24 protein-coding genes are annotated in these 24,355 nt (G+C 67.3%); 11 read left to right on the top strand and 13 right to left on the bottom strand.

Features of this window, described 5'->3' with window-relative positions:
• Nucleotides 1–37: 37 nt before the first annotated feature.
• Nucleotides 38–1,765, bottom strand: a complete 1,728-nt coding sequence (gene menD / locus D9V32_RS09465) for a 2-succinyl-5-enolpyruvyl-6-hydroxy-3-cyclohexene-1-carboxylic-acid synthase (RefSeq protein WP_121648660.1) — start codon at nt 1,763–1,765, stop codon at nt 38–40.
• The gene (locus D9V32_RS09460) at nt 1,762–2,247 is read right to left on the bottom strand and encodes a PLD nuclease N-terminal domain-containing protein (RefSeq protein ID WP_121648659.1); all 486 of its coding nucleotides are present in this window, start codon (nt 2,245–2,247) and stop codon (nt 1,762–1,764) included. The genes menD and D9V32_RS09460 overlap by 4 nt, the downstream gene beginning before the upstream one ends.
• A 119-nt stretch (nt 2,248–2,366) precedes the next feature.
• Between D9V32_RS09460 and D9V32_RS09455 the strand changes: the two genes are divergently transcribed.
• Complete coding sequence (locus D9V32_RS09455) at nt 2,367–2,699, top strand: DUF4229 domain-containing protein (protein ID WP_121648658.1); 333 nt, start codon at nt 2,367–2,369, stop codon at nt 2,697–2,699.
• A gap of 66 nt (nt 2,700–2,765) precedes the next feature.
• On the opposite strand, the gene D9V32_RS09450 is transcribed toward D9V32_RS09455, so the two are convergent.
• From D9V32_RS09450 to D9V32_RS09435, 4 genes are all read right to left on the bottom strand, one after another.
• Nucleotides 2,766–3,752 carry a 1,4-dihydroxy-2-naphthoate polyprenyltransferase gene (locus D9V32_RS09450; protein WP_245982219.1) on the bottom strand — a complete coding sequence of 329 codons (987 nt, stop codon included), beginning with the start codon at nt 3,750–3,752 and terminating at the stop codon, nt 2,766–2,768.
• A gap of 57 nt (nt 3,753–3,809) precedes the next feature.
• Nucleotides 3,810–5,144: an AMP-binding protein gene (locus D9V32_RS16480; RefSeq protein WP_245982217.1), complete on the bottom strand. Its 1,335-nt coding sequence runs from the start codon at nt 5,142–5,144 to the stop codon at nt 3,810–3,812.
• Entirely contained in the window at nt 5,144–6,046 is a 903-nt protein-coding gene (locus D9V32_RS09440) for a 1,4-dihydroxy-2-naphthoyl-CoA synthase (RefSeq protein ID WP_121648657.1), read from the bottom strand. The genes D9V32_RS16480 and D9V32_RS09440 overlap by 1 nt, the downstream gene beginning before the upstream one ends.
• A 117-nt stretch (nt 6,047–6,163) precedes the next feature.
• Entirely contained in the window at nt 6,164–6,586 is a 423-nt protein-coding gene (locus D9V32_RS09435) for a hypothetical protein (protein ID WP_121648656.1), read from the bottom strand.
• A 251-nt stretch (nt 6,587–6,837) separates the two neighbouring features.
• Here D9V32_RS09435 and D9V32_RS09430 point away from each other — a divergent pair, with 251 nt between their 5' ends.
• Complete coding sequence (locus tag D9V32_RS09430) at nt 6,838–7,458, top strand: histidine phosphatase family protein (protein ID WP_121648655.1); 621 nt, start codon at nt 6,838–6,840, stop codon at nt 7,456–7,458.
• Nucleotides 7,459–7,493: 35 nt separating this feature from the next.
• On the opposite strand, the gene D9V32_RS09425 is transcribed toward D9V32_RS09430, so the two are convergent.
• Nucleotides 7,494–8,183: an SDR family oxidoreductase gene (locus D9V32_RS09425; RefSeq protein WP_121648654.1), complete on the bottom strand. Its 690-nt coding sequence runs from the start codon at nt 8,181–8,183 to the stop codon at nt 7,494–7,496.
• 141 nt (nt 8,184–8,324) lie between these two features.
• On the opposite strand from D9V32_RS09425, the gene D9V32_RS09420 reads away from it, so the two are divergent.
• The 3 genes from D9V32_RS09420 to D9V32_RS09410 are packed head-to-tail and all read left to right on the top strand — an operon-like array spanning nt 8,325 to nt 10,671.
• On the top strand, nt 8,325–8,870 hold the full coding sequence (locus D9V32_RS09420) for a gluconokinase (protein WP_245982215.1): 546 nt from the start codon (nt 8,325–8,327) through the stop codon (nt 8,868–8,870).
• Nucleotides 8,867–9,637, top strand: a complete 771-nt coding sequence (locus D9V32_RS09415; RefSeq protein WP_121648652.1) for a glucose 1-dehydrogenase — start codon at nt 8,867–8,869, stop codon at nt 9,635–9,637. The genes D9V32_RS09420 and D9V32_RS09415 overlap by 4 nt, the downstream gene beginning before the upstream one ends.
• Entirely contained in the window at nt 9,637–10,671 is a 1,035-nt protein-coding gene (locus tag D9V32_RS09410; RefSeq protein ID WP_121648651.1) for an L-idonate 5-dehydrogenase, read from the top strand. The genes D9V32_RS09415 and D9V32_RS09410 overlap by 1 nt, the downstream gene beginning before the upstream one ends.
• A 76-nt stretch (nt 10,672–10,747) precedes the next feature.
• Here the strand turns inward: D9V32_RS09410 and D9V32_RS09405 are convergent, their stop codons facing one another.
• Nucleotides 10,748–11,485: a FadR/GntR family transcriptional regulator gene (locus D9V32_RS09405; protein WP_121648650.1), complete on the bottom strand. Its 738-nt coding sequence runs from the start codon at nt 11,483–11,485 to the stop codon at nt 10,748–10,750.
• 77 nt (nt 11,486–11,562) lie between these two features.
• Here D9V32_RS09405 and D9V32_RS09400 point away from each other — a divergent pair, with 77 nt between their 5' ends.
• The 6 genes from D9V32_RS09400 to D9V32_RS09375 all read left to right on the top strand — a co-directional run bounded on the left by D9V32_RS09400 (nt 11,563) and on the right by D9V32_RS09375 (nt 19,508).
• Nucleotides 11,563–12,600 carry an o-succinylbenzoate synthase gene (locus tag D9V32_RS09400; RefSeq protein WP_121648649.1) on the top strand — a complete coding sequence of 346 codons (1,038 nt, stop codon included), beginning with the start codon at nt 11,563–11,565 and terminating at the stop codon, nt 12,598–12,600.
• Nucleotides 12,601–12,682: 82 nt separating this feature from the next.
• A complete protein-coding gene (locus D9V32_RS09395; RefSeq protein WP_121648648.1) occupies nt 12,683–14,326 on the top strand; it encodes an ABC transporter substrate-binding protein in 1,644 nt (547 codons plus the stop codon).
• A 65-nt stretch (nt 14,327–14,391) separates the two neighbouring features.
• The gene (locus D9V32_RS09390) at nt 14,392–15,357 is read left to right on the top strand and encodes an ABC transporter permease (RefSeq protein ID WP_121648647.1); all 966 of its coding nucleotides are present in this window, start codon (nt 14,392–14,394) and stop codon (nt 15,355–15,357) included.
• Nucleotides 15,354–16,289, top strand: coding sequence for an oligopeptide ABC transporter permease (opp4C, locus tag D9V32_RS09385; RefSeq protein WP_121648646.1), 936 nt, complete (start codon nt 15,354–15,356; stop codon nt 16,287–16,289). The genes D9V32_RS09390 and opp4C overlap by 4 nt, the downstream gene beginning before the upstream one ends.
• Nucleotides 16,286–17,797, top strand: a complete 1,512-nt coding sequence (locus tag D9V32_RS09380; RefSeq protein ID WP_121648645.1) for a Sapep family Mn(2+)-dependent dipeptidase — start codon at nt 16,286–16,288, stop codon at nt 17,795–17,797. The genes opp4C and D9V32_RS09380 overlap by 4 nt, the downstream gene beginning before the upstream one ends.
• A gap of 40 nt (nt 17,798–17,837) precedes the next feature.
• On the top strand, nt 17,838–19,508 hold the full coding sequence (locus D9V32_RS09375) for a dipeptide ABC transporter ATP-binding protein (RefSeq protein ID WP_245982213.1): 1,671 nt from the start codon (nt 17,838–17,840) through the stop codon (nt 19,506–19,508).
• 74 nt (nt 19,509–19,582) lie between these two features.
• Here D9V32_RS09375 and ccsB read toward each other — a convergent pair whose 3' ends face one another.
• Genes ccsB through D9V32_RS09350 form a run of 5 tightly spaced genes read right to left on the bottom strand, consistent with a single transcriptional unit; the run spans nt 19,583 to nt 24,286 of the window.
• Nucleotides 19,583–20,608, bottom strand: a complete 1,026-nt coding sequence (ccsB, locus tag D9V32_RS09370; protein WP_121648643.1) for a c-type cytochrome biogenesis protein CcsB — start codon at nt 20,606–20,608, stop codon at nt 19,583–19,585.
• Nucleotides 20,605–22,299: a cytochrome c biogenesis protein ResB gene (resB, locus tag D9V32_RS09365; protein ID WP_121648642.1), complete on the bottom strand. Its 1,695-nt coding sequence runs from the start codon at nt 22,297–22,299 to the stop codon at nt 20,605–20,607. The genes ccsB and resB overlap by 4 nt, the downstream gene beginning before the upstream one ends.
• Entirely contained in the window at nt 22,283–23,029 is a 747-nt protein-coding gene (locus tag D9V32_RS09360) for a cytochrome c biogenesis CcdA family protein (RefSeq protein WP_121648641.1), read from the bottom strand. The genes resB and D9V32_RS09360 overlap by 17 nt, the downstream gene beginning before the upstream one ends.
• Nucleotides 23,030–23,036: 7 nt before the next feature.
• Complete coding sequence (locus D9V32_RS09355) at nt 23,037–23,648, bottom strand: TlpA family protein disulfide reductase (RefSeq protein ID WP_245982212.1); 612 nt, start codon at nt 23,646–23,648, stop codon at nt 23,037–23,039.
• 2 nt (nt 23,649–23,650) lie between these two features.
• Nucleotides 23,651–24,286: a histidine phosphatase family protein gene (locus D9V32_RS09350; RefSeq protein ID WP_121648639.1), complete on the bottom strand. Its 636-nt coding sequence runs from the start codon at nt 24,284–24,286 to the stop codon at nt 23,651–23,653.
• Between the last annotated feature and the right edge of the window lie 69 nt (nt 24,287–24,355).

Here is a 24,355-nt window from a genome sequence, read left to right as displayed (position 1 = left end):
GCACCAGACCCAGAAGGAGAAAAACCGCGGATGAGCGCTAGTCGCGCGTGAGCGGAACCTCGATCAGCACCGGGCCGGTCGTGGGCGCGGTGAGCGCCTGATCCAGATCCGCACGCGTTTTCGCCCGGCGATACTCCCAGCCGTAGGCGCGCGCGAGCGCCTCCAGATCAACCTCCTGGGGCGTATAGAGCACGCGCTCAGCGAGCGCATCGGGGGTCGACTCGGCGACCTCGAGACCCGCAAAGATGGTGCCGCCGTGGTCGTTACCCACGATGATCTGAATGCGCGGCGACTGCTCACCCGGTACCCGCAGCATTCCGCCCACGTCGTGCAGCAGCGTCAGATCGCCGAGCACCACGCGGGTCAGCCCGGTCTCGGACTCGGCCTGCTGGGCGAGCGCGATACCCGTGGAGGTCGCGATCGTGCCGTCGATTCCGGCCAGACCGCGGTTGGCAAACACCCGCAGTTTCTTGCCCGGCAGCACCTCATCGGCCACCCGGATCAGCCGCGAGGCACCAAACACCAGGCGGTCATGCGGCCAGGTGGCCCGCCAGACGGACTCCACCAGGAGGCGTCGATCCACGCGCGCCCGCACCGCTTTGAACTCCTCGCGCACGTAGGCGAGCCGGGTCGCGGGGTCGTGCGAGTGCGCGGCCTCGAGATCCGGTGCCACGTCGGTCGAACGCTCGGCGGTGATCTCGCGTGCGGCAACGACCCAGTGGCCCAGCCAGTCGCGATCGATCGGGCCGGCGGCCACGGCGATCCGCGGCGCGCGCTGCGCGCTGTGGCCCGGGTCAAACAGCTCGATGCCGTCGGCCGACACCACCCAGGTTTCGACGTCTGTGCGGCGCAGTAGCGCGGGAATCTGCCGGCTCAGCGTGGGGTGACCAAACACGATCACGCGCTCGATCAGGCCGCCGTACTCCGGCGAATCGAGCAGATCGCGATAGGGCACGATCAGCGCGCGGCCATAGCGGCTGCCGCTGGAAACCTCGGCGATCAGCGGCCATCCGCCCTGATGGGCGAGCTCCTCGGCGTCCGGCCCGGCACCATTTCCGGCGATCACGACCGTGCGCGGTCCGCGTTCGAGGACCTGGGGCTCGGGGGCGACGGGCTCGGGGGTGCGGGCCTCGGCGGTTGCCGGAGCCTCAATGTCCGCGATGTCCGTGTCGAATTCGGCGGACTCCGGCAGAGCGATGGCCTCGGCACGAGCGGTGGACAGCGGCTCACGGAACCCGACGTTGAGCTGAACCGGGCCGGGTACCTCGCCGATGGCCGCGGCCACCGCGGCGCGGGCGTGCCCCGCGGCCCGCTCGGCCTGATCACCGTCGGCATCAGGTGCGGGCTCATCAAGGCTCAGCCGGGCGGCCGTACCAAACAGGTGCGCCTGGGCGGTGGTCTGGTTGGCCCGAATGCCACGCAGCTCCGCCGGGCGATCGGCGCTCAGCACGATCAGCGGAATCCGCGAGTGATGAGCCTCCAGCACGGCCGGATGCAGGTTCGCGACCGCGGTACCGCTGGTCACAACGAGGGGAACGGGGCGGCCGGACTCGGCCGCGAGACCCAGCGCGAGGAACCCGGCCGAGCGCTCATCGATGCGCACCCGCAGGCGAATCCGCCCATCGGCCTCGGCCTCGGCAAAAGCCAGGGCCCACGCCTGCGAGCGCGATCCCGGGCACACCACGGCGTCGCGTACGCCGAGGCGAATAAGCTCGGCGACGAGACCCCGCGCGTACGTGCTTGCGGGGGAATCTCCCGCGGTCATCGGCGCGGCTCGGAACCCGAACCGGAATCATCGCCAGCGTGCGGCGGAACCTCATCGGAGCCTGCCGACGTGGCACCGGTGCCACGCGAGCCCGGCTTCTGCGGCGGCTGCGTACCGCCGTCGGCGTTACCGCCGTCGCGCGGGCCAAAGTACTTGGGGTCGTCCAGGTCGATCTCGGCGTCCAGAGCGGCGAGCTCCTCCTCGAGGCGACGGATACGCTCATCCTGCTCACTCACGCGACGCAGATCGCCGAGGAAGGCGGGGTCGTCGTCCGGGGTGCGCGGCTGCGGTGCCGGGCCGCGGGAGCGACCGATCGTGTACCAGAGGGCGAGACCAGCCACCGGCAGCAGGAGGATCACCACGAGCCAGACGGGCTTCGAGAGCCCGCGAATACGCGAGTTATCACGCAGGGCACAATCCACAACCGTGTAGACCGTGGCCACAACGAGGACCACAACGAGGGCAAACAGGAACCTGGGCATGGCTCCATGCTACCCGGCCGACCACGCTCCCGACGCGCGTATACCCTGTGCGCGTAATGCTTTCAGGAACTCCGGAGAGAGTGCGGGCAGCGGAGACGTAGACTGTGGGGGTGAAACCGATGCGATCCGTGATTCTTTTTTCCCTCCTGCGCCTCCTGGCCTTTGCCGCGCCCCTCGCACTCCTGCTGATGCTGAACGTCCCCCCGATGTGGGCGGCCATCGCCGCCGCGGTGCTGGGTTTCGCACTCTCGCTGGTCTTCCTGCGCACCCCGCGCGAGCGGGTTGCCACCTCGCTCTACGAGGCACGTCACCCGGTTCACGGCGAGGATGAGGACGTCGAAGACGACTACCTCGACGATGAGGACGACCTTCTCGACCACGAGGAAGCAGACCTCCCCACGGCGGGCGAGGCCGAGGTCACCTCATCGGCCCCCACCGGCACCGAAAAGTAGGCATTCGCACACGCAGAAGCCGCCCGAAACCTGAGGTTTCGGGCGGCTTCTGCGTGTGCGGGAGGTTTAGAACGCCAGGCCGTAGGCCAGGGTCAGCCCGAAGATCAGCTGCGCGACACCGGTGAGTTTCAGCACCAGCACAAACTCGCGCGCCGTCTTGCCGGTGAGCACGATCACGATCGCGGGGATCATCACCAGCAGGCTGAACAGGGTGGCCCAGACCAGCGGGATGAAGAGCGCGAGCCAGATCGCCAGGCCCAGAGCCAGCAGGAGGAGCACGACGTAGCTGATGCGGGTGGCCGTGGCACCGATGCGCACCGAGAGGGTGCGCTTGCCAGCGATACGATCCTGCTCAATATCGCGCAGGTTGTTGACCATCAGGGTCGCGACGGCGATGAAGCCCACCGCGATACCGCCTGCGATGGCCGGCTGGGTGATCGTACCGATCTGCACGTAGGTCGTGCCGAGGGTTGCCACCAGGCCAAAGAAGACGAAGACAAACAGCTCGCCGAGGCCCATGTAGCCGTAGGGGCGCTTGCCGCCGGTGTAGTACCAGGCCGCGACAATCGCGAGGGAGCCCACGATCAGCAGCCACCACAGCCCGGACACGATGACCAGGATAATACCGGCCACCGCGGCGATGCCGAAGAAGACCAGGGCCACGGTCAGAACGGTGCGCGCCTTCGCCCGGCCACTCCCAACCAGGCGCGACGGGCCAACCCGGTGCTCGTCGGTTCCACGAATGCCATCGGAGTAGTCGTTCGCGAAGTTCACGCCGATCTGCAGGGCGATCGCGATCACGAGGCAGAGAATTGCCCGTGCCCAGTGGTACACACCCGGGTCGCTCGCAAAGATCGCCGCACCGGTACCGATGGCCACCGGGGCCACCGCCATCGAGAGGGTGAACGGACGCGCGCCGCCGATCCAGTCGCCCAGGCGAGCCGGGCGCACCGCCTGCATCTTCCGCGCCGCGGGGTTCCCGCTCTTGCCGGTGCCCTTGGGCTTGTTACGCACGGGTGCTTTCGCGCTCGCGCGCTGCGGGGTGTTTGCCACGGGTTTCCTCCAGATTGTCTGCCTCGAAGTTTACGACATGCACGCGGGTGAGCCCCGCTAGGCCGTCCGCGCGGTGAGTGCGATTCGATCCGGCTTTCCCGATGGCAGCAGCGGCATCTCCGGCAACACGATGACCTCGCGCGGACGCGCGGCCGGCCCCAGCGCCTCACCACAGGCCGCGCGGATGCGGGCGAGGAGGTCGCCCGGCTCCGTCGCCACATGCGCGGTGAACACGACCGGAACCTGACCCCAGCGCTCATCCGCCGCGGCCACCGCCACGGCGTCGGAGAGCCCGGGGAGCGCACGCACCACGGCATCGATTCGGTCGAGGCTCACGTTGGTGCCGCCCGAAATGAACACGTTATCCAGGCGTCCGTGAACGCTCAGCACGCCGTCGGTCAGGGCACCGGTATCGCCGGTGCGCAGGCTCCGCGGCACGGGGGTAGCGTCACCCGGGTGCACAAACTCGAGGTGCCCGGCCGGGGAGTTTTCGGCGGCCTGCGGTGCCGCGCGCTCGGCCGCACTCAGCGGATCATACACACCGTAATGTGCGGGGTCGAGCGGTGCGTCGGTTAAGACGTTCGGGGGCACGATGCGAACCTCATGCTCGGCCAACCCGAGGCCGTCGGCAAACGGAAGATTGGCATCGGTTCGAGAGTAGTCCCAGTGCCCGTGCTCATCGAGGTAGCCGAGGGCCAAAACCGGGCCGGCCAGGCGAATCTCACCGTCACGGATCTCCACGGAAACCCCCTCCAGCGGCACCCCGTCGTAGACGCATCCGCCGCCGGTTTCGCTCGAGCCATAGGTGCGCACGAGGCGCACCCCCGCCGCCCGAGCCCGCTCGCGCAGCGGTTCCGGAACGGCCTGCCCGCCCACCAGCACGGCGTCGAAACCGGCCAGAACATCCGAGTGGTCGAGCACCCGCTGAACCTGCGCGGGCACCAGCGAGACATAGCGGCGGCCGGGCGCACGCTCAAACAGGAGCCGTGCGTGCCGCTCGAAGATCGCCGGGTCAAAGGGGCCCGGCGGGAGGTGCGCGGGGGTCGTGCCGGCCAGGTGCGAGCGCACGAGCACCTGCAGCCCCGCAACGTAGTTTCCGGGCAGCGCGGACAGCCAGGTGCCCGGTCCGCCGAGAGCGCGCTCGGTTGCCCAGGCCGAGTGCAGGAGCGCGTGCCGGGAGTGCGCGATGCGCTTCGGAATGCCCGAGGAGCCCGAGGTTTCGATCACGATGTCCACCCCCGCGGGAACGCTTGGATTCGGGGCAGTGGGCAGATCCGGCCCGGCCACGGGCAGCAGCGCGGGACCCTCCCCCGCGAGCAGGTCATCCAGCGCGTCGATGAACGCGGCACGATCCTGCGCGGAAATGAAACGCGCCGGGCGCCGCGCGCTCACTAGTACTGCCAGGGGTAGGGCGACCAGTCCGGCGCGCGCTTCTCCAGGAAGGAGTCCCGCCCCTCGAGGGCCTCATCCGTGCCGTAGGCGAGACGGGTGGCCTCACCGGCAAAGACCTGCTGGCCCACCATGCCGTCATCCACCGCGTTGAAGGCAAACTTCAGCATGCGAATCGCGGTGGGCGACTTGGTGAGGATCGTGCGTGCCCAGGCCAGGGCGGTGGGCTCAAGATCGGCGTGCGGCACCACCCGGTTGACCGCGCCCATCTCGTAGGCGCGCTCGGCCGAATACTCCTCGGCCAGGAAGAAGACCTCGCGCGCAAACTTCTGCCCGATCTGGCGAGCAAAGTACGCGCTGCCATAGCCCGCGTCGAACGACCCGACGTCGGCATCGGTCTGCTTGAACCTACCGTGCTCGGCCGAGGCGATGCTGAGATCGCACACGACGTGCAGCGAGTGTCCGCCGCCCGCGGCCCAGCCCGGAATCACGGCGATCACGACCTTCGGCATCATGCGGATCAGGCGCTGCACCTCAAGAATGTGCAGGCGGCCCGAGCGCGCGGTGTCCTGCACCGTGGTCTCGGACTCTGAGTACTTGTACCCGTCACGTCCGCGAATGCGCTGATCGCCACCGGAGCAGAACGCCCAGCCTCCGTCCTTCGGGCTCGGGCCGTTACCGGTGAGCAGCACCACGCCGATCCTCGAGTTCTGCCGGGCGTCATCGAGCACCGCGTACAGTTCATCCACCGTGCGCGGGCGGAAGGCGTTGCGCACCTCGGGTCGGTTGAACGCGATGCGCGCCACCTGGCCGTTCACATCGTGGTGGTAGGTGATGTCGGTGAGGGCCTCAAAGCCGGGAACATCGCGCCATTCGGCGGCGTCAAACAGATCCGAAACGTGCATGCACTAAGCATAGAACGCCGTACACGGGAATCCCCGTGTACGGCGTTCGTGGTGAGTCGACTCAGTCGCGCACACCCGGCAATACCGAGCCTGCGGACGGCGTTCGTGGTGAGTCGGCTAGGCCGCGCACACCTTGCGGTACTCGGCCTGAGCCTTCTTCGAGGCGTCCAGGAACTTCTCCATGGCATCCAGTACACCGGCCGTGTTGGAGGAGTCGGCGGTGGCCTTGGCAACGTCCGCGTCGAGGGCGGCATAGGCGGCACCCAGCGGTGCGACGGCCTTCTTGACGTCCTCGTTCTCGATCTTCTTCTCGAGGGCGGTGAACTGCTCGGTCAGCTTCTTGGTTCCCGCGGCGGTGGCGGCGGGGTCGCTGGCGGAGTTCATGACGATGTTCTGCGCGTCGGTGACGAGCGCGGAGAGGTCCTTGTTGGTGGTGGCGCAGGCGTCAGCAACGCTCGGGCCGGTCGAACAGGCGGAGAGACCGACGGCGAGCAGCAGGGTGGTGCCGGCAACGACCGAACGGCGAAGTGAAATACGCATGGTTTAGAGCGCTCCTGAGTGTGTAGTGCGAAACGGGGGCATCGTGAGCCCCTCCGGCAGGGTACGTAATGAAGTGGGGAGTTCGAAACCGACACGCGTCCGGCGTGTCCCCCGTTATGGGGGTGTTATGGAAAAGCCTCATTTTGTCCGATAACGAATGATTTCGTGGCGCATTGTGCGTATCTTGCTGGGGGCGTGCATCTCACGTCACGCACGCCCGCGGTGCACAGGGCTCGCCCTAGGATCAAGTCATGCGCCTGATTCTCATTCGTCACGGGCAGACCCCGTCGAACATCGCCAACCTGCTGGACACGCTCGTTCCCGGGCCCGATCTCACCGCCCTCGGCCGAGCTCAGGCGGAGACCCTCGTCACCACCATGAACGAGGATGCCGATGCCTTCTATGTGAGCACGCAGGTGCGCTCCCAGCAGACCGCGGCGCCGCTCGCCGCACGACTGGGGCTCGAGGTGCGGGTGCGGCATCAGCTGCGCGAGATCGAATCCGGAGACTTTCAGATGCTCGGGGACCCGGTCTCCCACGAGCACTTCCACGGGCAGATCTTCAGGTGGGCGGATGGCGACCCGAGTGGGCGGATACCCGGGGGTGAAACCGGCCTGGAGGTCTTTGCTCGCGTGGACGAGGTGCTCGCCGAGGCCACCGAGGAGGGCGTCGAGCGCCTGATGATCCTGGCGCACGGTGCCCTCATCCGCACCTGGGTGGGGGCTCATGCGATCAATACCGCCCCCGGATTCGCCCGCGCGAGCGAGATGCCAAACACAGGATATGCGATCCTCACGGGCTCACGCACAGAGGGCTGGATCCTCGAAAACTGGAATGGGGAGCCCATCCCGGCATCCGAAGCCACGCGCTAACCCGCGGGGCAACGCGAGCCTGCCGGTCACTCGCCCTACGAGACGGGCGTCGGTGCGGTTACCGGCGGCTCCTCGCCGCCGATGGCGGCGCGTAGGGCCTCGGCGATCGCCACATCGCCATCGGTGAAGGGCAGCGTGAGCCCCGCGGTTTCCGGGGCGTGCAACACGTCCGCGGCCACCAGGGCGACGTTTTCGCGAGAAACCCTACCCCGCTCAGCGGTGATCGAAATCTCGCCGGTGCTGGGCTCGTCGGTGAGGCCACCGGGGGCGAGTATCGTCCAGTCGAGATCCTGGCGGCGCAGATACTCATCGGCCGCGGCCTTCGCCTCGGCGTAGGCATAGAAGGAGTCTTCGGGATCGATCCCGTGGTCCGGGCCAGCTCCCTGATAGGACACCATCACGAAGCGGCGGAGGCCGGTACGCACGGCGGCATCGATGGTGCGGATCGCGGCATCGCGATCCACCGCAAAGGTACGCTCCGGATTTCCGCCACCGGCACCGGCCGACCAGACGATGGCGTCAAAGCCCTGCAGCAGATCGGCGAGCTGCCAGATCACCAGGGTCTCAACATCGGCAACCCGCGCGCTCGCGCCGGTCTCCTCCACATCCGTAATGTGGTCCGGGTTTCGCACAAAACCGGTGACCTGGTGACCGCGATTTACGAGGACCCGTGCGAGGTGAAGTGCGACCTTGCCGTGTCCCCCGATGATGGCAATAGCTGACATGGGCCAACGCTAGCACGCGTTATCCGAGAAACGCGAGTACCTCGAACGAGGAGGTGTTAGGGTTTATAAGTAAGACGTATTCGAAACAACTCGTGCGTTACGTCCGATGTGATGAGGCATTACCAACCCCGGAGGTCACCGTTGTCCCCTACCCCGCCCCTGATCGTGATGGGGGTTTCCGGTTCCGGAAAGTCCACCATCGGCATCGCCCTGGCTGAGAGCCTCGGTCTCACCTTTATTGACGGGGATGACCTGCACACCCCCGCAGCTAAGGCCAAGATGGGGGCCGGGCAGCCCCTCAACGACGAGGATCGCGCGCCCTGGCTCGAGATCATCGCCCGCCGCATCGCCGATGAGCTCGCCGCCGGTCACCCCATCGTGGTGGCCTGTTCCGCGCTCAAGCGTCGCTACCGCGACCTGCTGGTGAGCCACGCACCGAGCACCGTGCTGATCCACCTCGCGGGCGATCGCGCTCTAATTTCCGAGCGTCAGGCCGGCCGCAATCACGAGTACATGCCCAACAGCCTGTTGGACTCCCAGTTCGCCGCCCTCGAGCCGCTCGAGGCCGATGAGCGCGCATTCGCCGTGAGCCTGGCACAGACTCCGGACGCCATCATCGCCGATATTCGCACCCGCCTGGACGCCCTGGACGCGGCCGGCGCATCGACCGAGGAGGTCACCGCATGAGCACCCTGTTTGATCTGACCGGCCGGCTGGCCCTGGTCACCGGATCCAGCCGCGGCATCGGTCGCAGCATCGCCGAGGGCCTCGCCGATGCCGGGGCCACCCTCGTGCTGCACGGCCGTGATCTGGACCGTCTCACCGAAACCCGAGCTGAGTTTGTCGAGCGCTACGGCGAGGAGCGCATACACGCCGTCGCCTTCGACATCACCGATGAGGCGGCAGTTGATGCGGGCGTCAACGAGATCGAATCCCGCGTCGGTGCCCTCGATGTCCTGGTGAACAATGCCGGTATTCAGCACCGCGAACCCCTCGTCGAGCTGGCCCGGGAAGACTGGGATCGCGTGATCGCAACCAACCTCACCAGCGCGTTCCTGGTCGGCCGGGCGGTCGCGCGCCACATGCTGCCGCGCCGGGCCGGAAAGATCATCAACATCGCCTCGGTTCAGACCGATCTCGCGCGCCCCACCCTCTCGGCCTACACCTCGGCAAAGGGCGGTATCCGCAACCTCACCCGGGCGATGACCGCCGAGTGGGCTGGTTCGAACATCCAGATCAACGCGATCGCTCCGGGCTACATTCACACGGATATGACCCAGAAGCTCGTGGATGATGCGCAGTTCAACTCCTGGATTCTCGGCCGCACACCGGCCGCGCGCTGGGGTACACCGGCCGACCTCGCGGGCCCCGCGGTGTGGCTGGCCTCGGCGGGCTCTGACTTCGTAAACGGACAGGTCATCTTCATCGATGGCGGAATGACGGTGGTGGTCTAGTGAGACTCGAAAACACGGCGGTGGTCGCACACGCCAAGGATGACCTGCGGGTTGAGGTACTGCCCGAACCCACCCCCAGCAATGCGGAGGCCGTGATCGAAATCGCCTATGGCGGCATCTGCGGATCAGACCTGCACTACTGGACCCACGGCGCGGCCGGCGAGTCGATCCTGATCGATCCCCTGGTCCTCGGCCATGAGGTCGTGGGTACCGTGCTCACCGCGGCGGCCGACGGCACCGGCCCGGCGGCCGGAACCCGCGTCGCCGTGCACCCAAACACCCCGCATGCCGTCGAGGGCATACGCTCCCCCGAGGGGCGGCCCAACCTCGCTCCGGCCTCGACCTACCTCGGCAGCGCGGCGCGGCACCCGCACACCGACGGGGCGTTCGCGCGACGGGTGGCACTGCCCGCCCGCATGCTGCGCGCGCTGCCCGACAATCTCTCCCTGCGCGACGCAGCCCTGGTTGAGCCGGCCTCGGTGGCCTGGCACGCCGTCTCTCGAGCCGGCGAGGTGGCCGGCAAGACCGTGCTCGTGATCGGCACCGGCCCGATCGGCGCGCTCGCTGTTGCCGTGCTGAAGCGTGCGGGTGCCGCACACATCACCGCGGTCGACATGCACGAGAAGCCACTCGAAATTGCCCGTGAACTCGGGGCTCACGCGACCCTGCACGCCACCGACACCGAGGCCATCTCCGCGGTGCAGGCGGACATCGTGATCGAGTCTTCGGGAAACTGGCGCGGCCTCGCCTCGGCGGTGCGCGGTGCCACCCGCGGCGGCCGCGTGGTCATGGTGGGCCTCCTGCCCTCGGGTGAGCAGCCCGCGCTAATCAGCCTCGCGATCGTGCGCGAGCTCGAGCTCATGGGCTCATTCCGGTTCAATGACGAGATCGATGAGGTGATCGCCGCGCTCGCGGACGGCTCGCTCGTGATCGCCCCGGCGATCACCCACGAGTACCCGGTGGCCGAGGCGGCCGAGGCTTTCGCGGTGGCACTGGACTCCGCGACGAGCGGCAAGGTGCTGCTCGCGTTCTAGGCACACTTCAGGGGAAACGGGTCGGCACGCGCCGACCCGTTTTCATTTTCCCGATCGGGAATATGAGCGATTCCGGCTAGCCCAGGTCGGCACGGGTGGGGCTGCGGACGGTGCGTGGCTCCTCCGCCCAGATGTGCTCAACCTCGGCGAGGGTGCGCGTCATGATGCGCTCCATCGCGTCCCGCGCGCGGGCCGGGTCGCGGCCCTGAATCGCATCGGCGACGTCGATGTGCAGCTGCAGGGCATCCTCGTGCGGGTGTTTGGGCATCAGGCCGAGCCGGGTACGGCCACGCAGGACCGCGCCGATCATGTCGGACATCGCCGCGAACATCTCGTTTCCGCTGGCGGCAAGCACGAGGCTGTGGAACTCAATATCGAGCTCCTGAAACGACTCCAGATCGCCCGCGCGGCCGATTGAGCGCATGCTCGCGGCGATGCGCAGCAGGCGCTCGGCCTCGGGGTCGGGGGCGTGCCGGGCGGCGAGTTCGGCGGCCGCGGGCTCGACGCTGCGACGCAGCTCGGTCAGCGAGCGCAGCTGCGCGCCGCGGCCGCTGCCGGAGAGTCGCCAGGCGATGATCTGAGGGTCGAGAACGTTCCAGTTGTCCTCCGGCTGCACCCGGATGCCGAGGCGGCGCACGGAGCGCAGGAGACCCAGCGACTGCAATACCCGCACGGCTTCGCGAATCACCGAGCGGCTCACCTCGAGTTCGGCGGCGAGATCGGTAGCGAGCACCGTGCTTCCGGGCGCGAGCTCACCGGCGACGATGCGACGGCCCAGCTCGTCTACCGCGCGATCGTGCAGGCTAGAGGACATGCCCCCAGACTAGCGGGCGGGCACCATCCGCACCCACGCCGCGTGCGCGCCGGGCGAAAACGGCGCAGAATGGAACCATGCAGCCCCTCGACTTCGGCCTCCGCGCGGAGGACATCCTGGCCACCGCCCACGTGGTGGACCTCCCGCTGAACACGCGATTTCGCGGGCTCGACCGGCGCGAGGCGCTGGTTTTCGAGGGGCCCCGCGGCTGGAGCGAGTTCTCACCGTTTGTGGAGTACCTGCCCGCCGAGGCCTCGACCTGGCTCGCCGCCGCCATCGACTTTGCCTATGCCCCCGAGCCCACACTGCTGCGCACCGAGGTGGCGGTAAACGCCACAGTGCCCGCCGTCCCCGCCGCCGAGGTGCCGCGGGTGCTCGCGCGCTTTCCCGGCTGCACCACGGCGAAGGTAAAGGTGGCTGAGCGGGGCGGCACGCTTGCCCAGGACGTCGAGCGGGTCGCGGCCGTCCGGGCGGCGCTCGGCCCCGGCGGGCTGATCCGGGTGGATGCCAACGGCGGCTGGAGCGTCACCGAGGCCGAAATCGCGCTCGAAGCCCTGGCTCCCTACGGCCTGGAATACGCCGAGCAGCCGTGCGCCACCGTGCCCGAGCTCGCCGAGCTGCGCACGCGCATCGCCGGTCTCGGGGCGCGGATCGCCGCGGATGAGAGCGTGCGTAAGGCCGAGGATCCACTCGCCGTCGCTCGTGCCGGGGCCGCGGATCTGCTGGTAATCAAGGCACAGCCACTCGGCGGTATTGCCCGCGCTCGCGACATCGTGGCCGCAGCCGGGCTCCCGGTGGTTGTGTCAAGCGCCCTCGACACCTCGGTCGGACTCTCGATGGGCGCACGCCTCGCCGCCTCGCTGCCCGATCTCTCGTTTGCGTGCGGCCTCGGTACCGCGGCGCTGCTCGCGGCGGATGTCACCGATGCCCCACTTGTCCCGGAAAACGGCGTCATTCACGCGGAACGCATCGACGTGAATCCCGACCTTCTGACGCGCTTCGTGGCCGCCCCCGAGCGCCGTGACTGGTGGTTTGATCGCGTGCGCGCGTGCCTGCACGTGTTAGCGGAACCGGGTTCATCCGCGTCAAATATGACGAACCGGGTCACTTCTTAACTCACCATAACTTTTGTCCTGAAAACTCCGGGGACGCTCTATAGCGTGGTCGAAACACCGACCACTCCCACCCTGGAGCACCATGCCCTCACGATCCTCGAAGGCGCTGCTGGCCGCAGTCACGGCCGCCGCGCTTCTCCTCACCGGCTGCGTCAACACGGCCGCCGGCGAGACCCCCGGCACCGGCGGCAAGACCGCCGCGAGTGCCAATAACGGCACCCTGCGCTACGCCATCTGGAGCAACCCCAAGGGCACCTTCAACCCCCTGCTCTACTTCACCGACTACGACCGCGCGGTGATCTTCAACGTCTACAGCCGCCTCGTGGTGCTGGATGAAAAGCAGGGCTATCAGCCCTCACTCGCCAAGGGCTTTGAGTACTCCGAAGACGGCCGCACCCTGACCTTCACCCTGCCCACCGATGTCACCTGGCACGATGGCAAGCCGCTCACCGCCGAGGACGTGGCTTTCACCTATACGGCCACCGCGGATCCCGCGTTCCCCCTGGACACCCCCGAGTTCGCCCAGCAGCTGAGCGGATTCGAGGCCTACCACTCGGGTGCCAGCACCACGCTGGAGGGCATCCAGGTGGTGGATCCGCAGACGGTCGCGTTCACCTTCGACAAGCCCTACGCCGCCGCGCTGTCCTACTTCGCCGATCGCCCCGTGCTCGCCAAGCACGTGTGGGAGGGCACCCCCGTGGCACAGTGGAACGACGCCACCGAACTGCTCACCCACCCGGTCGGAACCGGACCGTTCGTCTTCGACAAGTTCGTCTCCGACCAGTATGTGTCCCTCACCCGAAACGAGAAGTACTTCGGCGGGGCTCCCAAGCTCGGCAGCCTGATCTTTAAGGTGACCAACGCCGAAACCGCGCAGACTCAGCTGATCAACGGCGAGCTCGATGTGGCCGAGCTCTCCTCCTTCAACAGGGCCGATCTCGATACCTACGAGACCGCCGGCGTGAAGATCGTGGAGCAGACCGGAACCAGCGCGCAGTACCTCACCCTGGACACCAAGAACCCGAAGTTCGCGGATGAGCGCGTGCGACAGGCCGTCGTGACCGGAATCAACCGTCAGGGCATCATCGACAGCCTGCTCTACGGCCACGGTACCCTGTTCAATACCAACGCCCATCCGAAGGATCCGTACTACCCGGCCAGCGGCATCGACGACTACGCGTTTGATCCCAAGCGTGCCGCCGCGCTGCTCGAGGAGGCCGGCTGGGTCGATTCCGATGGCGACGGTATCCGCGAAAAGGGTGGCGAGAGGCTGACACTCACGCTGAACTTCCCCACCGGAAACAAGACCCGCGAGCTCTCGGCTCCGATCATTCAGTCGAATCTGAAAGACATCGGTATCGACGTGCAGCTCGTCTCGGCCGACTTCAACTCGACCCTGGCCATCCTGCAAAACCCCGAAACCAGCTTTGACGGTGTCCTGATGGGTGGATCGTTCCGCCCCGGCCAGTACTCGAACAACCACTGGTGGGAGCGCTATGAGTCCCCCGCGCTGACCACCCTCGCGACCGAGTTCAACTCCACCATCGACGACTCAGCTCGGAAGAAGGCCGTGGGCGAATGGCTTACTGAGATCAACAGGATCGCGCTGCGGGCCTGGCTGTACATCCCGAACGTCGGGTTCGCCGTCTCGCCGACGGTCACTAAGTTCACCCCGTACCCGTACGAAACCTTCAATGGTGTGAACGAGTGGACGGTGAAGGGATAGCTCCTCCCGCCACCCATTTCGAGGCGGGGCGGCCAGAGCGGCCGCCCCGCCAGTGAAGGATTTCCATGCTTCGTTATCTCCTGCGCCGGGTGCTCATCGCACTGCCGGTGCTCCTGGGTATTTCGATCATCGTGTTTACGCTCGTGGTGCTCCAACCGGGCGACCCGTACGTGAGCATGATCGATCCCAACGCCTCCCCCGAGCAAAAGGCCGAACTGCTGAACCGGGTGGGATACTACGATCCGCTCTGGGTGAAGTACCTGAAGTGGGCGGGTCGGGCCGTCACCGGAGACCTCGGGTATTCGATCCAGTACGGTGCCCCGGTGTCGCAGATCGTCGCCAGTCGGGTCGGGAACACCGTGCTGCTGGCCGGATCCGCCCTCGCGATCACCCTGCTCGTCGCCCTCCCGGTGGGGATCTTCCAGGGCCTGCGGCGCGACACCGGCCGCGACCTGATCATCTCGATCCTCTCGTTCGTGGCCCTCTCGGTTCCGACGTTTTTCCTGGGCATGCTGCTGATCAAGATTTTCGCGGCCGACCTGCGCTGGCTCCCGAGTTCGGGTGTGGTCACGGTCGGGGCCGACGCGAGCGGTTTCGCCGGCGTCGTGGACGTGGCGCGGCACCTGATCCTGCCCGCCCTCACGCTCGCGACCGTCAACATCGCCGTGTGTAGCCGTTATCTGCGTACCGGCGTGAGCGAGATCCTGGGCCTCGACTTTGTGCGCACCCAGTTTGCTCTGGGCGCAAAGCCCGGTGAGGTGCTCTGGGGCAGCGTGCTCAAGAATGCGGCCAAGCCGCTCATCACGATCATCAGCCTGGAGATTCCCGCGCTTCTTTCCGGGGCGCTGCTCACGGAGACGGTGTTTAGCTGGCCCGGGATCGGGCGGCTCAACTTTGAGGCCGTCCAGAACCGCGACTATGCGCTCCTGATGGGCATCATCATGTTCCTGGCCGTGATCACCGTGGTCGCCAACCTGCTGGCCGACGTGATCTACGCCATCGTCGATCCGAGAGTGCGGGTAGCCCGATGAGTACCACCGATACGACCCCGCGCGTCTGGCATCGGCTGCTGCGCCAGCCGCTGTTTGTAACAGGGGCGAGCATCCTCGCCGTCATCATCGCCGCGGCGCTCGCGGCCCCTCTCCTCACGAGCTTCGGCCCCAACGAGATTGACCTCGCACACCTCGAGGCACCGCCGGGAAACGGCCACCTGCTCGGCACCGACGCGCTCGGCCGAGACGTGTTCTCCCGCCTCCTGCACGGCGGCCGGATCTCGGTGCTCGTGGGCATCGCGGCGGTGCTGCTGCAGGTCATCATCGGCGTGAGCGTGGGGGCCGCCGCCGGCTACTTCGGCGGCCGGATCGACACCGTACTGATGCGCTTCACCGAGATCGTGATGTGCTTCCCGTTCTACGCCATCGCGATCACCCTGGCCGCGCTGTTTGGGGCGAGTGTGTGGAACGTGATCCTGATCATCGGGATCCTGAACTGGACCGGCCTTGCCCGCCTGGTACGGGCCGAGCTGCTCTCCCTGCGCGAGCGCGAGTACGTGCTGGCAGCCCGCGCGGTGGGTGCCCGGCCGCTGCGCGTTATCGGCACGCACCTGCTGCGTAACGCGTACGGCCCGATCCTCGTCAACGCGACCCTCGCTGTGGCCGGCGGGATCCTCGCCGAGGCCGCGCTGAGCTTCCTCGGGCTCGGCGTCGCCCAGCCCGATCCGAGCTGGGGCAATATGCTCACCGCCGCGCAGAGCATGCGCGTGCTGTCCTCCGAGTGGTGGCTGTGGATTCCGCCGGGGGCCGCGATCGTGCTGATGGTACTCGCCATCAATCTCGTCGGCGAGGCCCTTGCCACCACCCTTGCCCCGCGCGGCGGCGCGCTGCTGCGCGATCTGCAGCCGCGCCGTGCCCTCTCCGCCAACCCCATTCCGCGTCTCTCCAACCGAAAGCGAGTAACACCATGACCGAGCTCTCCCCCTCCGAAGTAGACCTGCTGGCGCGGGTGGATTCCTGGCTGGAATCGCACCGCGAAGAGATTATCGCCGACATTATCGACTGGGTTGCCATCCCGAGTGTGCGCACCGAGGGCACCGGGCCGGGCGAACCGTTCGGCGTCGAGGTACGGCGGATTCTCGACCGCGCGGTGGCCCGCGCGAGCGAGCTGGGCTTCGAGACCGCGGATGTGGATGGCTATGCCGTGACGGTGCTCGCCGACGGCCAGCCGGGCCAGCCCGAGATCGGCCTTGCCTCTCACCTCGACGTGGTACCCGCGGGTGACAACTGGACGGTGGAACCGTATGCGCCGTTCGAGCGCGACGGCTTTGTGATCGGACGCGGAGCCTCGGATAACAAGGGCCCGGCGGTGATCGACCTCTACCTCCTCCGGGCGTTCCGCGAACTCGAGATTCCGCTGACGCGACGCCTGCGCATCATCTACGGCGGTGCCGAAGAGTCCGGTATGGAGGATCTCGCCTACTACGCTGAGCACGGCCCGGTGCCGCAGATTTCGCTGGTCACCGATGGGCCGTTCCCGGTGAACTTCGCGCAGAAGGGCGGGCTCAATCCGCGCCTGTTCATTCCGGCCGGGCCGCGGCTGTCGACGCTGAGCGCCGGGGTGGCCGAAAACGCGGTCCCCGCGACCGCGACGATCGCCCTCACCGGTGTGGGCGTGGCCGAGCTGGAGACCGCGATCGCCGCACTCACCGATGTCGAGCTGCGCGAGACGCTGTCCGTGCAGGGCGACGATGCGGGCGCGGTGCTGCACGCACGCGGACAGTCCGGACACGCGGCATTCCCCGACGGCACCCGCAACGCGATCCTGCTGCTCGCGCGTGGCCTGCTCGCCCTCGACCTGACAGTCAACGGCACGGAGCTACTGGACGCCGCCGATCGAGCGGCCGCGGGCGCGCTCGCACGGATCCTGGAAACTCCGTACGGGCACGGTGCCGGCACCGATCGGGATGACGAAATCTCAGGGGTGCTGACCCAGAACGGCGGCATCGTTCGCCCGCACGAGGGCGGTATCGCGCTGCACCTCGATATCCGCTACCCCGTCACCGTGGACAGCGCCGACCTCCTCGCCGCACTCGCTGCGGCCGTGGCACCGGTGGGTGGGCACGTACTGGGACACACCGATGCCGCACCGTTCCACATCGCCCGCGACCACGAGATCGTGACCCTGCTGCAGGACACCTTCAACACCGTTCTCGGTGTCACCGCCGAACCGTTTGCGATGGGTGGCGGCACACACTCCCGGGTGCTCCCGAACGCCATCACGTTTGGGCCGGGCCTCGGCCGCATCCCCGGTGTTCTGCCCGAGGACCACCCGGTTCGCCGCCCCGATTTCATCCCGGCCGAAAACGGTACCCCGCACGGCCCGGACGAGTTTGTGAGCATCGAGAACCTCTTCACGGCGTTCCGCATCTACGTCATCGCGCTCACGCGACTCGACCGCGCACTCGGCGATGCCTGAGGGAGGTCTCGCGGGAGCGACGAGAGCGCCGGCGGAGGGGGTGGCAGGCACCGAGCCCGCCGCCCTGCTCGATATTCGTAGCCTGCGGGTCCGGTTCGCCGGTTCCGCGGGCTACGCCGTGGACGGCGTCAGTCTGCGCGTCTACCCGGGTGAGATCGTCGCAATCGTCGGCGAATCGGGTTCGGGAAAGTCGGTGACGGCGCTCGCAACCCTCGGGCTACTGCCCGCGGATGCCGAGGTTTCCGGATCCATCCGGGTGGGCGGTACCGAGGTCGTCGATGCGGCCCCGGCACTGCTCAACATGGTGCGTGGCCGGGTCGCCGCGATGGTGTTTCAGGATCCGGTGGCGGCGCTGGATCCGGTGGCCACCATCGAACACCAGATCGGCGCGGTACTCCGCCGACATCGCCCCACGCTGGGCGCCGAGGAGCGCCGGGCGCGCGTCATCGAGCTGCTGGAGCTCGTGGGCATTCCCGAGGCGACCCGGCGGGCTCGAGACTACCCGCACCGCTTTTCCGGCGGCCAGCTGCAGCGCATCGTGATCGCCCTCGCCCTCGCGGCGGAGCCCGAGCTGCTACTCGCCGATGAGCCAACCACCGCGCTGGACGTCACGATTCAGCAGGAGATCCTTGAGCTACTGCGCACCCTGAATTCACGGCTGGGCACCGCGATCGCGATCATCACCCACGATATGGGTGTCGTGGCGGATCTCGCGCGGCGCGTGATCGTGCTGCGCTCGGGCCGGATCGTCGAGACCGCACCGGTGCACCGGCTCTTCACCGCCCCGGCCGAGCCCTATACGCGGGAGCTGCTGGCCGCGGTGCCCGACGGTACCGATCCCGCGCCGCCACTGCCGGAGGACGGTGAGGCACCGGTGCTCGAGGTGCGCGACCTCCGGGTCAACTACCGCACGCGCTTTGCCCGCACGCCGGACGTGGTGAGGGATATCAGCTTCACGATCAGTCCCGGTGAAACCCTGGGTATGGTCGGCGAATCCGGTTCGGGTAAGTCGAGCATCGGGCGCAGCCTCCTCGGGCTGGCACCGCTCACCGGCGGGACCGTGCGCATCGCCGGCCGGGAACTCGCGAGCGTCTCCCGAGCCGAACAGCGGCGCATCCGAGCCGGTATCGGCATGGTGTTTCAGAGCCCCTCCGGGTCGCTCAACCCACGCCAGAGCATCGGGGAGTCGATCGCCGAGCCGCTCCGGGTTGCCCGCCACCTGCGAGAGCATTCGGGCGTGCGCGGATCCGCGGCGATCCGAGCCGAGGTGGCCACCCTGCTCGAACAGGTGCGCCTTCCGGCTGCCTGGAGCGGGCGCTACCCGCACGAGCTTTCGGGCGGTCAGCGGCAGCGAGTGGGCATTGCGCGAGCGCTCGCGCTGCGGCCGCAACTGCTGATCGCCGATGAGCCCACATCGGCACTCGATGTCTCGGTGCAGGCCGAGATTCTCGATCTGCTGCGCGAGATCCAGGCCGAACGCAGGCTCGCCTGCCTGTTCATCAGCCACGACCTGTTTGTGGTGCAGAGTCTCTGCCACAGCGTGCTGGTACTGCGCGGTGGGCGCATCATCGAGCGCGGCCCCACCGATCGGGTGCTGCGGGAGCCGCAGGATCCCTACACCCGAGCACTCGTGTTGAGCGCGCCGCTCCCCGATCCTGACGCCCAGGCCCTCCGGCGCGAACGCTGGCTCGAGCAGCGGGCCTCCGCCTAACCTGATCGGAATCCACGGACACAAACGCCCCACGCCGTTCTCGGCGTGGGGCGTTTGGAGGGTGCGCTGCGGGTTTACAGGCCCGAGTAGGCGTGCAGACCCTTGAAGAACAGGTTGACCACGGTGAAGTTGAACAGCACGGTGGCGGCACCGATCATCGACAGCCAGGCGGCGCGGTTTCCGCGCCAGCCGCGGGTTGCGCGGGCGTGGATGTATCCGGCGTAGATCACCCAGATGATGAAGGTCCACACCTCCTTGACATCCCAACCCCAGTACCGGCCCCACGCGGCCTCGGCCCAGATCGCACCGGCGATCAGGGTGAAGGTCCACAGGATGAATCCGATGATGTTGACGCGGTACGACAGGTTGTCGAGGCGCTGCGAGCTCGGCAGGGTCGCCATGAAGCGGAAGCGCTTCGCGGTGAGCGCGGTGCCCGCGGCCTCGCGGCGTGCCTGGATCAGCTGGAGAGCGGTCAGGGCGAAGCCGAGGAAGAAGAATCCGGTACCGGTGGTGGCCACGAACACGTGGATCACGAGCCAGGCGGACTGCAGTGCCGGCGGCAGCGGGGCGACCTCGATATAGAAGTTCAGCGAGGCGAGGCCCAGCAGAATCACGATGAGGCCCATGATGAACGCGCCGAGGAAGCGGAGGTCAACCCGGGTCAGGGCGATGAGGAATACGGCCACGATCACGGCGGTGCCGGTCATCGCGAACTCGTACATGTTTGCCCACGGCACACGCTCGGCGGCCACACCACGGGTGATGACGGCGGCGAGGTGCACGAGGAAACCGAGCACGGCCAGCGAGACACCGATGCGCAGCGAGATCGACCGGCTCGCGGTCACCGAACCCGCGTGGTTCTCCTCGAGGGTGAGGGTACCACCGGCGGCACGACCCCCGCGGGAACCGGCTGCGGCGTTCGCGAGCATGCCACCCTCCGAGCCGGCGGCCTGCGCGGACGCCTCCTCAGCGGCGCGGTCGGCCGCGGCCGTAACCTCGGCGCTACGCCGCGCGAGGTCGAAGGAGAACGCCACAAAGGAGATCGCGTACAGCGCGATCGCGGACCAGAGGGCCCAGACGGAAAACAGATCTAGTGTCACGCTTCTACGTTACCTTCCCGAGCCTCTTCGGGCACTGCCCCGAGGGATCGAATATGCCGTTCGGCAATGTTGTCTACGGCCTCGCGGAGGCCGGGGTCTTCGCCGCGGGCGAGGCCCGCGTACTCCATCAGGACGCGTCCGTCGGGACGCTCGGTCGCCTTGATCCACACGCGGCGGCGCGGGATGAAGAGCGAGGTCAGCAGGCCCAGCAGGATCAGGACGGCAAACAGGCCGACCCAGATCTGGGTGGGGTCGCGGTGGATATCCAGCGACGCAAAGCGCGCCACGGAACCGCTGAAGTCATCCGGCTTGATCGTGGTGCGAGCATCATCAAACGTGATGGTGCCGAGGCCATTGGGGAGCGCCTCCGTCTGGCCGGGCATCAGCTTGATCGGGGCGGTGCCGCCGTCCTTCGCGATGGTGCGGCCGGCGATTTCGGTCATCTTGTCGGTGTCGAGCGAGTAGACCGACTTCGGGGCACCATCGTTGATGCCGAGGTCGCCGGAGTACACGTTCAGCGTCAGCATCGGGTACACGAGGTCGGGGTAGTTCGAGGTGAACGCACCCGAGGTGAGCTGGGCGGCGGTCGGGTAGAAGAACCCGATCATGCCGATCTGCTCGGCAAGGCCGTCCGGAATCTTGATAACGCCCTGTGAGGTGAGCGAGGTGTCCATCGGCAGGAACGGGATCGAGTCGGTGAAGACCACCTTGCCCTCGGGGTCACGCACGGTGACCTTGGGGGCGTAGCCGTTACCCAGCAGGTAGACATTGGTGCCGTCGATACGCAGGGGCTCGTTGACCTTGATCTCGTGCTTCTCGGTCTTGCCATCCGGGGTACGCGAGGTCACGTGTGCGGTGTAGTCGATGGCCTGACCGTAGGCGTTGATGTTCTTGGTCTCGTACTCGACATCGAACTTATCGAGCTTCAGCAGGTACGGCGCGAGGGACTCGGTGTTCAGGAACCGGCCCGGGTTGAAGGAGTTGAAGTCGCCGACGGTGTTGACCACCGACTGGCCCTCAACGATCACCTTCTGACCCGCATATCCGAAGCCGCCACCGAAGCCCACGGCCACCAGGATCAGCACCATGGCCGAGTGGAACACCAGGTTTCCGGTCTCGCGCAGGTAACCGCGTTCGGCCGAGACCGACACCTCTCCGTTACGGCCGGTGTAGATCTCGGTGCGGTAGCCCGACTTCTTCAGCAGCGTGCGAGCGGCCTCGATCGCCTCGCCGGTACTCCCACCCACGAGCTCCTGCTCGCGATGCACGGCCAGCCGGCCGAGGCGGGCGGGGGTGCGCGGCGGGCGCTGACGCATCGCCTGATAGTGGTGCTTCGTGCGCGGAATGATGCAGCCGATGAGCGACACAAACAGCAGCAGGTAGATCGCCGAGAACCAGGGCGAGCTGTACACGTCGAACATTTGGATCTTGTCCAGGAACGGGGCCAGATCGGGGTTGTCGCGGAAGTACTGGATCACGCCGTTGGGGTCCGAGCTGCGCTGCGGCACCAGCGAACCGGGCACGGCGGCAATCGCCAGCAGCAGGAGCAGCAGCAGCGCGGTACGCATGCTGGTCAGCTGCCGCCAGGCAAAGCGCAGTGCACCCACGAACCCGAGTTTGGGGGCGTTAATCGGGGCGTCGGGCTCACTCTGGGAGGAGCTCGCGTCTACGTAATCAGATGGCCGGGTCAAAGCCTGCAATCACCGAACCTAGGCTAGACATCAGAGCGCCCCACAGTCCGGTGACCATGAGGATTCCGATGAGGACGAGAAGAACGCCGCCGGCGAGGTTAATCACGCGAATATGGCGCTTGAGGAATGAAGTCGCACCGGCCATCCACCCGAAGCCAAACGCAACGAGTATGAAGGGGAGTCCCAACCCGATGCAGTAGGCGATCGCGAGGATAACCGCGCGTCCCACGGTACCGGAGTTGTAGCCGAGGCTGAGAATCGCGGTGAGGGTCGGGCCGAGGCAGGGCACCCAACCGACGGCAAAGACGATGCCGAGCAGCGGCGCACCCACGAGGCCGGTGGCCGGGGTCCACGCGGGCTTCCACTCGCGCTGCAGGAAACTAACCTGCCCCACGAATGCCACACCCATGATGATGATCACCACGCCGAGGACCCGGGTGATGATCCCGCTCCACTCGACCAGGAACACCCCGGCCGCGCCCGCAATAATGCTCATCAGGACGAACACGAGGGTGAATCCGAGGACAAAGAGGACCACTCCGAGGAGGAGTCTGGAGCGCTCACGACGGGGGTTCTCGCCACCCTGCGGGGCCATTCCGCCCACATAGGCGAGGTAGCCCGGCACCAGCGGCAGCACGCACGGGGAGGCGAAGGAGACGAGACCGGCCAGGAGTGCCAGCGGGAGGGCGACCAGCAGGCCGCCGTCTCCGATTATCTGACCGATATTCATGCGGGAATCACTCGGCGATCGCGTCGCGGATCAGCGTGTCGAGAATCGACCGGTCGCTGATCTTGCCGAGGATGCGCGCGGCAACCCGACCCTGCTTATCGATCACGAGCGTGGTGGGAACGGCGTTGGGGCGCACCTGCCCGGTAAAGGCGAGCTTCACCGAACCGTCATTGACGTCGAGAATCGAGGGGTACGTGATGCCGTAGGTCTTGTTGAAGGCGAGCGCGGTTTCGGCCTGGTCAAAGACGTTGACGCCCACAAACTGCGCGCCCTTGCCGTCGTACTTCTCGTTCAGCGCCTGCAGGTCCGGGGCCTCGGCCCGACACGGGGCACAGCCGGCGTACCAGTAGTTCATGACCACGACCTCGCCCAGGAGATCCTTCGAGGAGATGGTCTTGCCGTGCTCGTCCTTACCGGAGTACTCGACCGGCTTTTCACGGTCGGCCGCGGCGACCTCGGTGACGCTACCGTCACCGGCGACGTAGTTCTTGTTGTCGGCCGAGGTGTAGTCGGCCGCGAGCTTTTCGTTTGCGCACCCCGAGAGGGTCAGCGCCAGTGCGAGCGCCGCGGCACCCACGGCCACAGTGCGACCGCGCTTTATCCGTCGTCCAGCAAACACCGCTATACCGCCCCTACGTCGAGCGAACCGGCGGCCAGGGAGGCGGCGGGGTCGCGATAGTCAACCTCAACAAAACGGTCGCCCACCCGCTCGAGGGTGGTGATACTGGAGAGCGCGCAGCGGCGCTTGCGCGGATCGTGCCGCAGGGCCTCATCGGCGAGGTAGCGGTGCACCATCCAGATCGGAAGCTGGTGGCTGACGATCACGGCATCTCCCGAGGCGGTGGTCTTCCAGGCGTGCTCGATGGCCGCCATCATGCGGGTCACGATCGAGCCGTAGGGCTCCCCCCAGCTGGGGAGGTTGGGGTCGCGCAGGGCCGGCCAGTTTGCCGGGTTGAGCACCGCACGGCGCATCTGTTTGCCCTCGAAGTGGTTGTGGGGCTCGATTACGCGCTCATCCAGAACCAGGGTGAGCCCGAGCAGCGCGGCCACCGGCGCGGCCGACTCCTGGGTGCGCTGGAGCGGCGAGGCGATCAGAGTGCCGTACTTGCGATCCCGCGCGAGCAGGTCGTTGGCGGCCGCGGCGGCCATCTTGTGTCCGCGTTCGGACAGGCCAAAGCCGGGCAGGCGTCCGTACAGAACGCGATCGGGATTAAAGACCTCGCCATGACGGACGAGGTGGATCTGGGAGGCAACCACCCACCCAGTCTACGTTGGCTCAGACTGTGAAAATGCTCACTATGAGTTTGCCGAGAATTCGCTCCATAC

This window comes from Mycetocola tolaasinivorans (assembly GCF_003667565.1).
In the GTDB taxonomy this organism is placed as follows: Bacteria; Actinomycetota; Actinomycetes; order Actinomycetales; family Microbacteriaceae; genus Mycetocola; species Mycetocola tolaasinivorans.
This window is presented reverse-complemented; position numbering and strand designations above follow the sequence as displayed.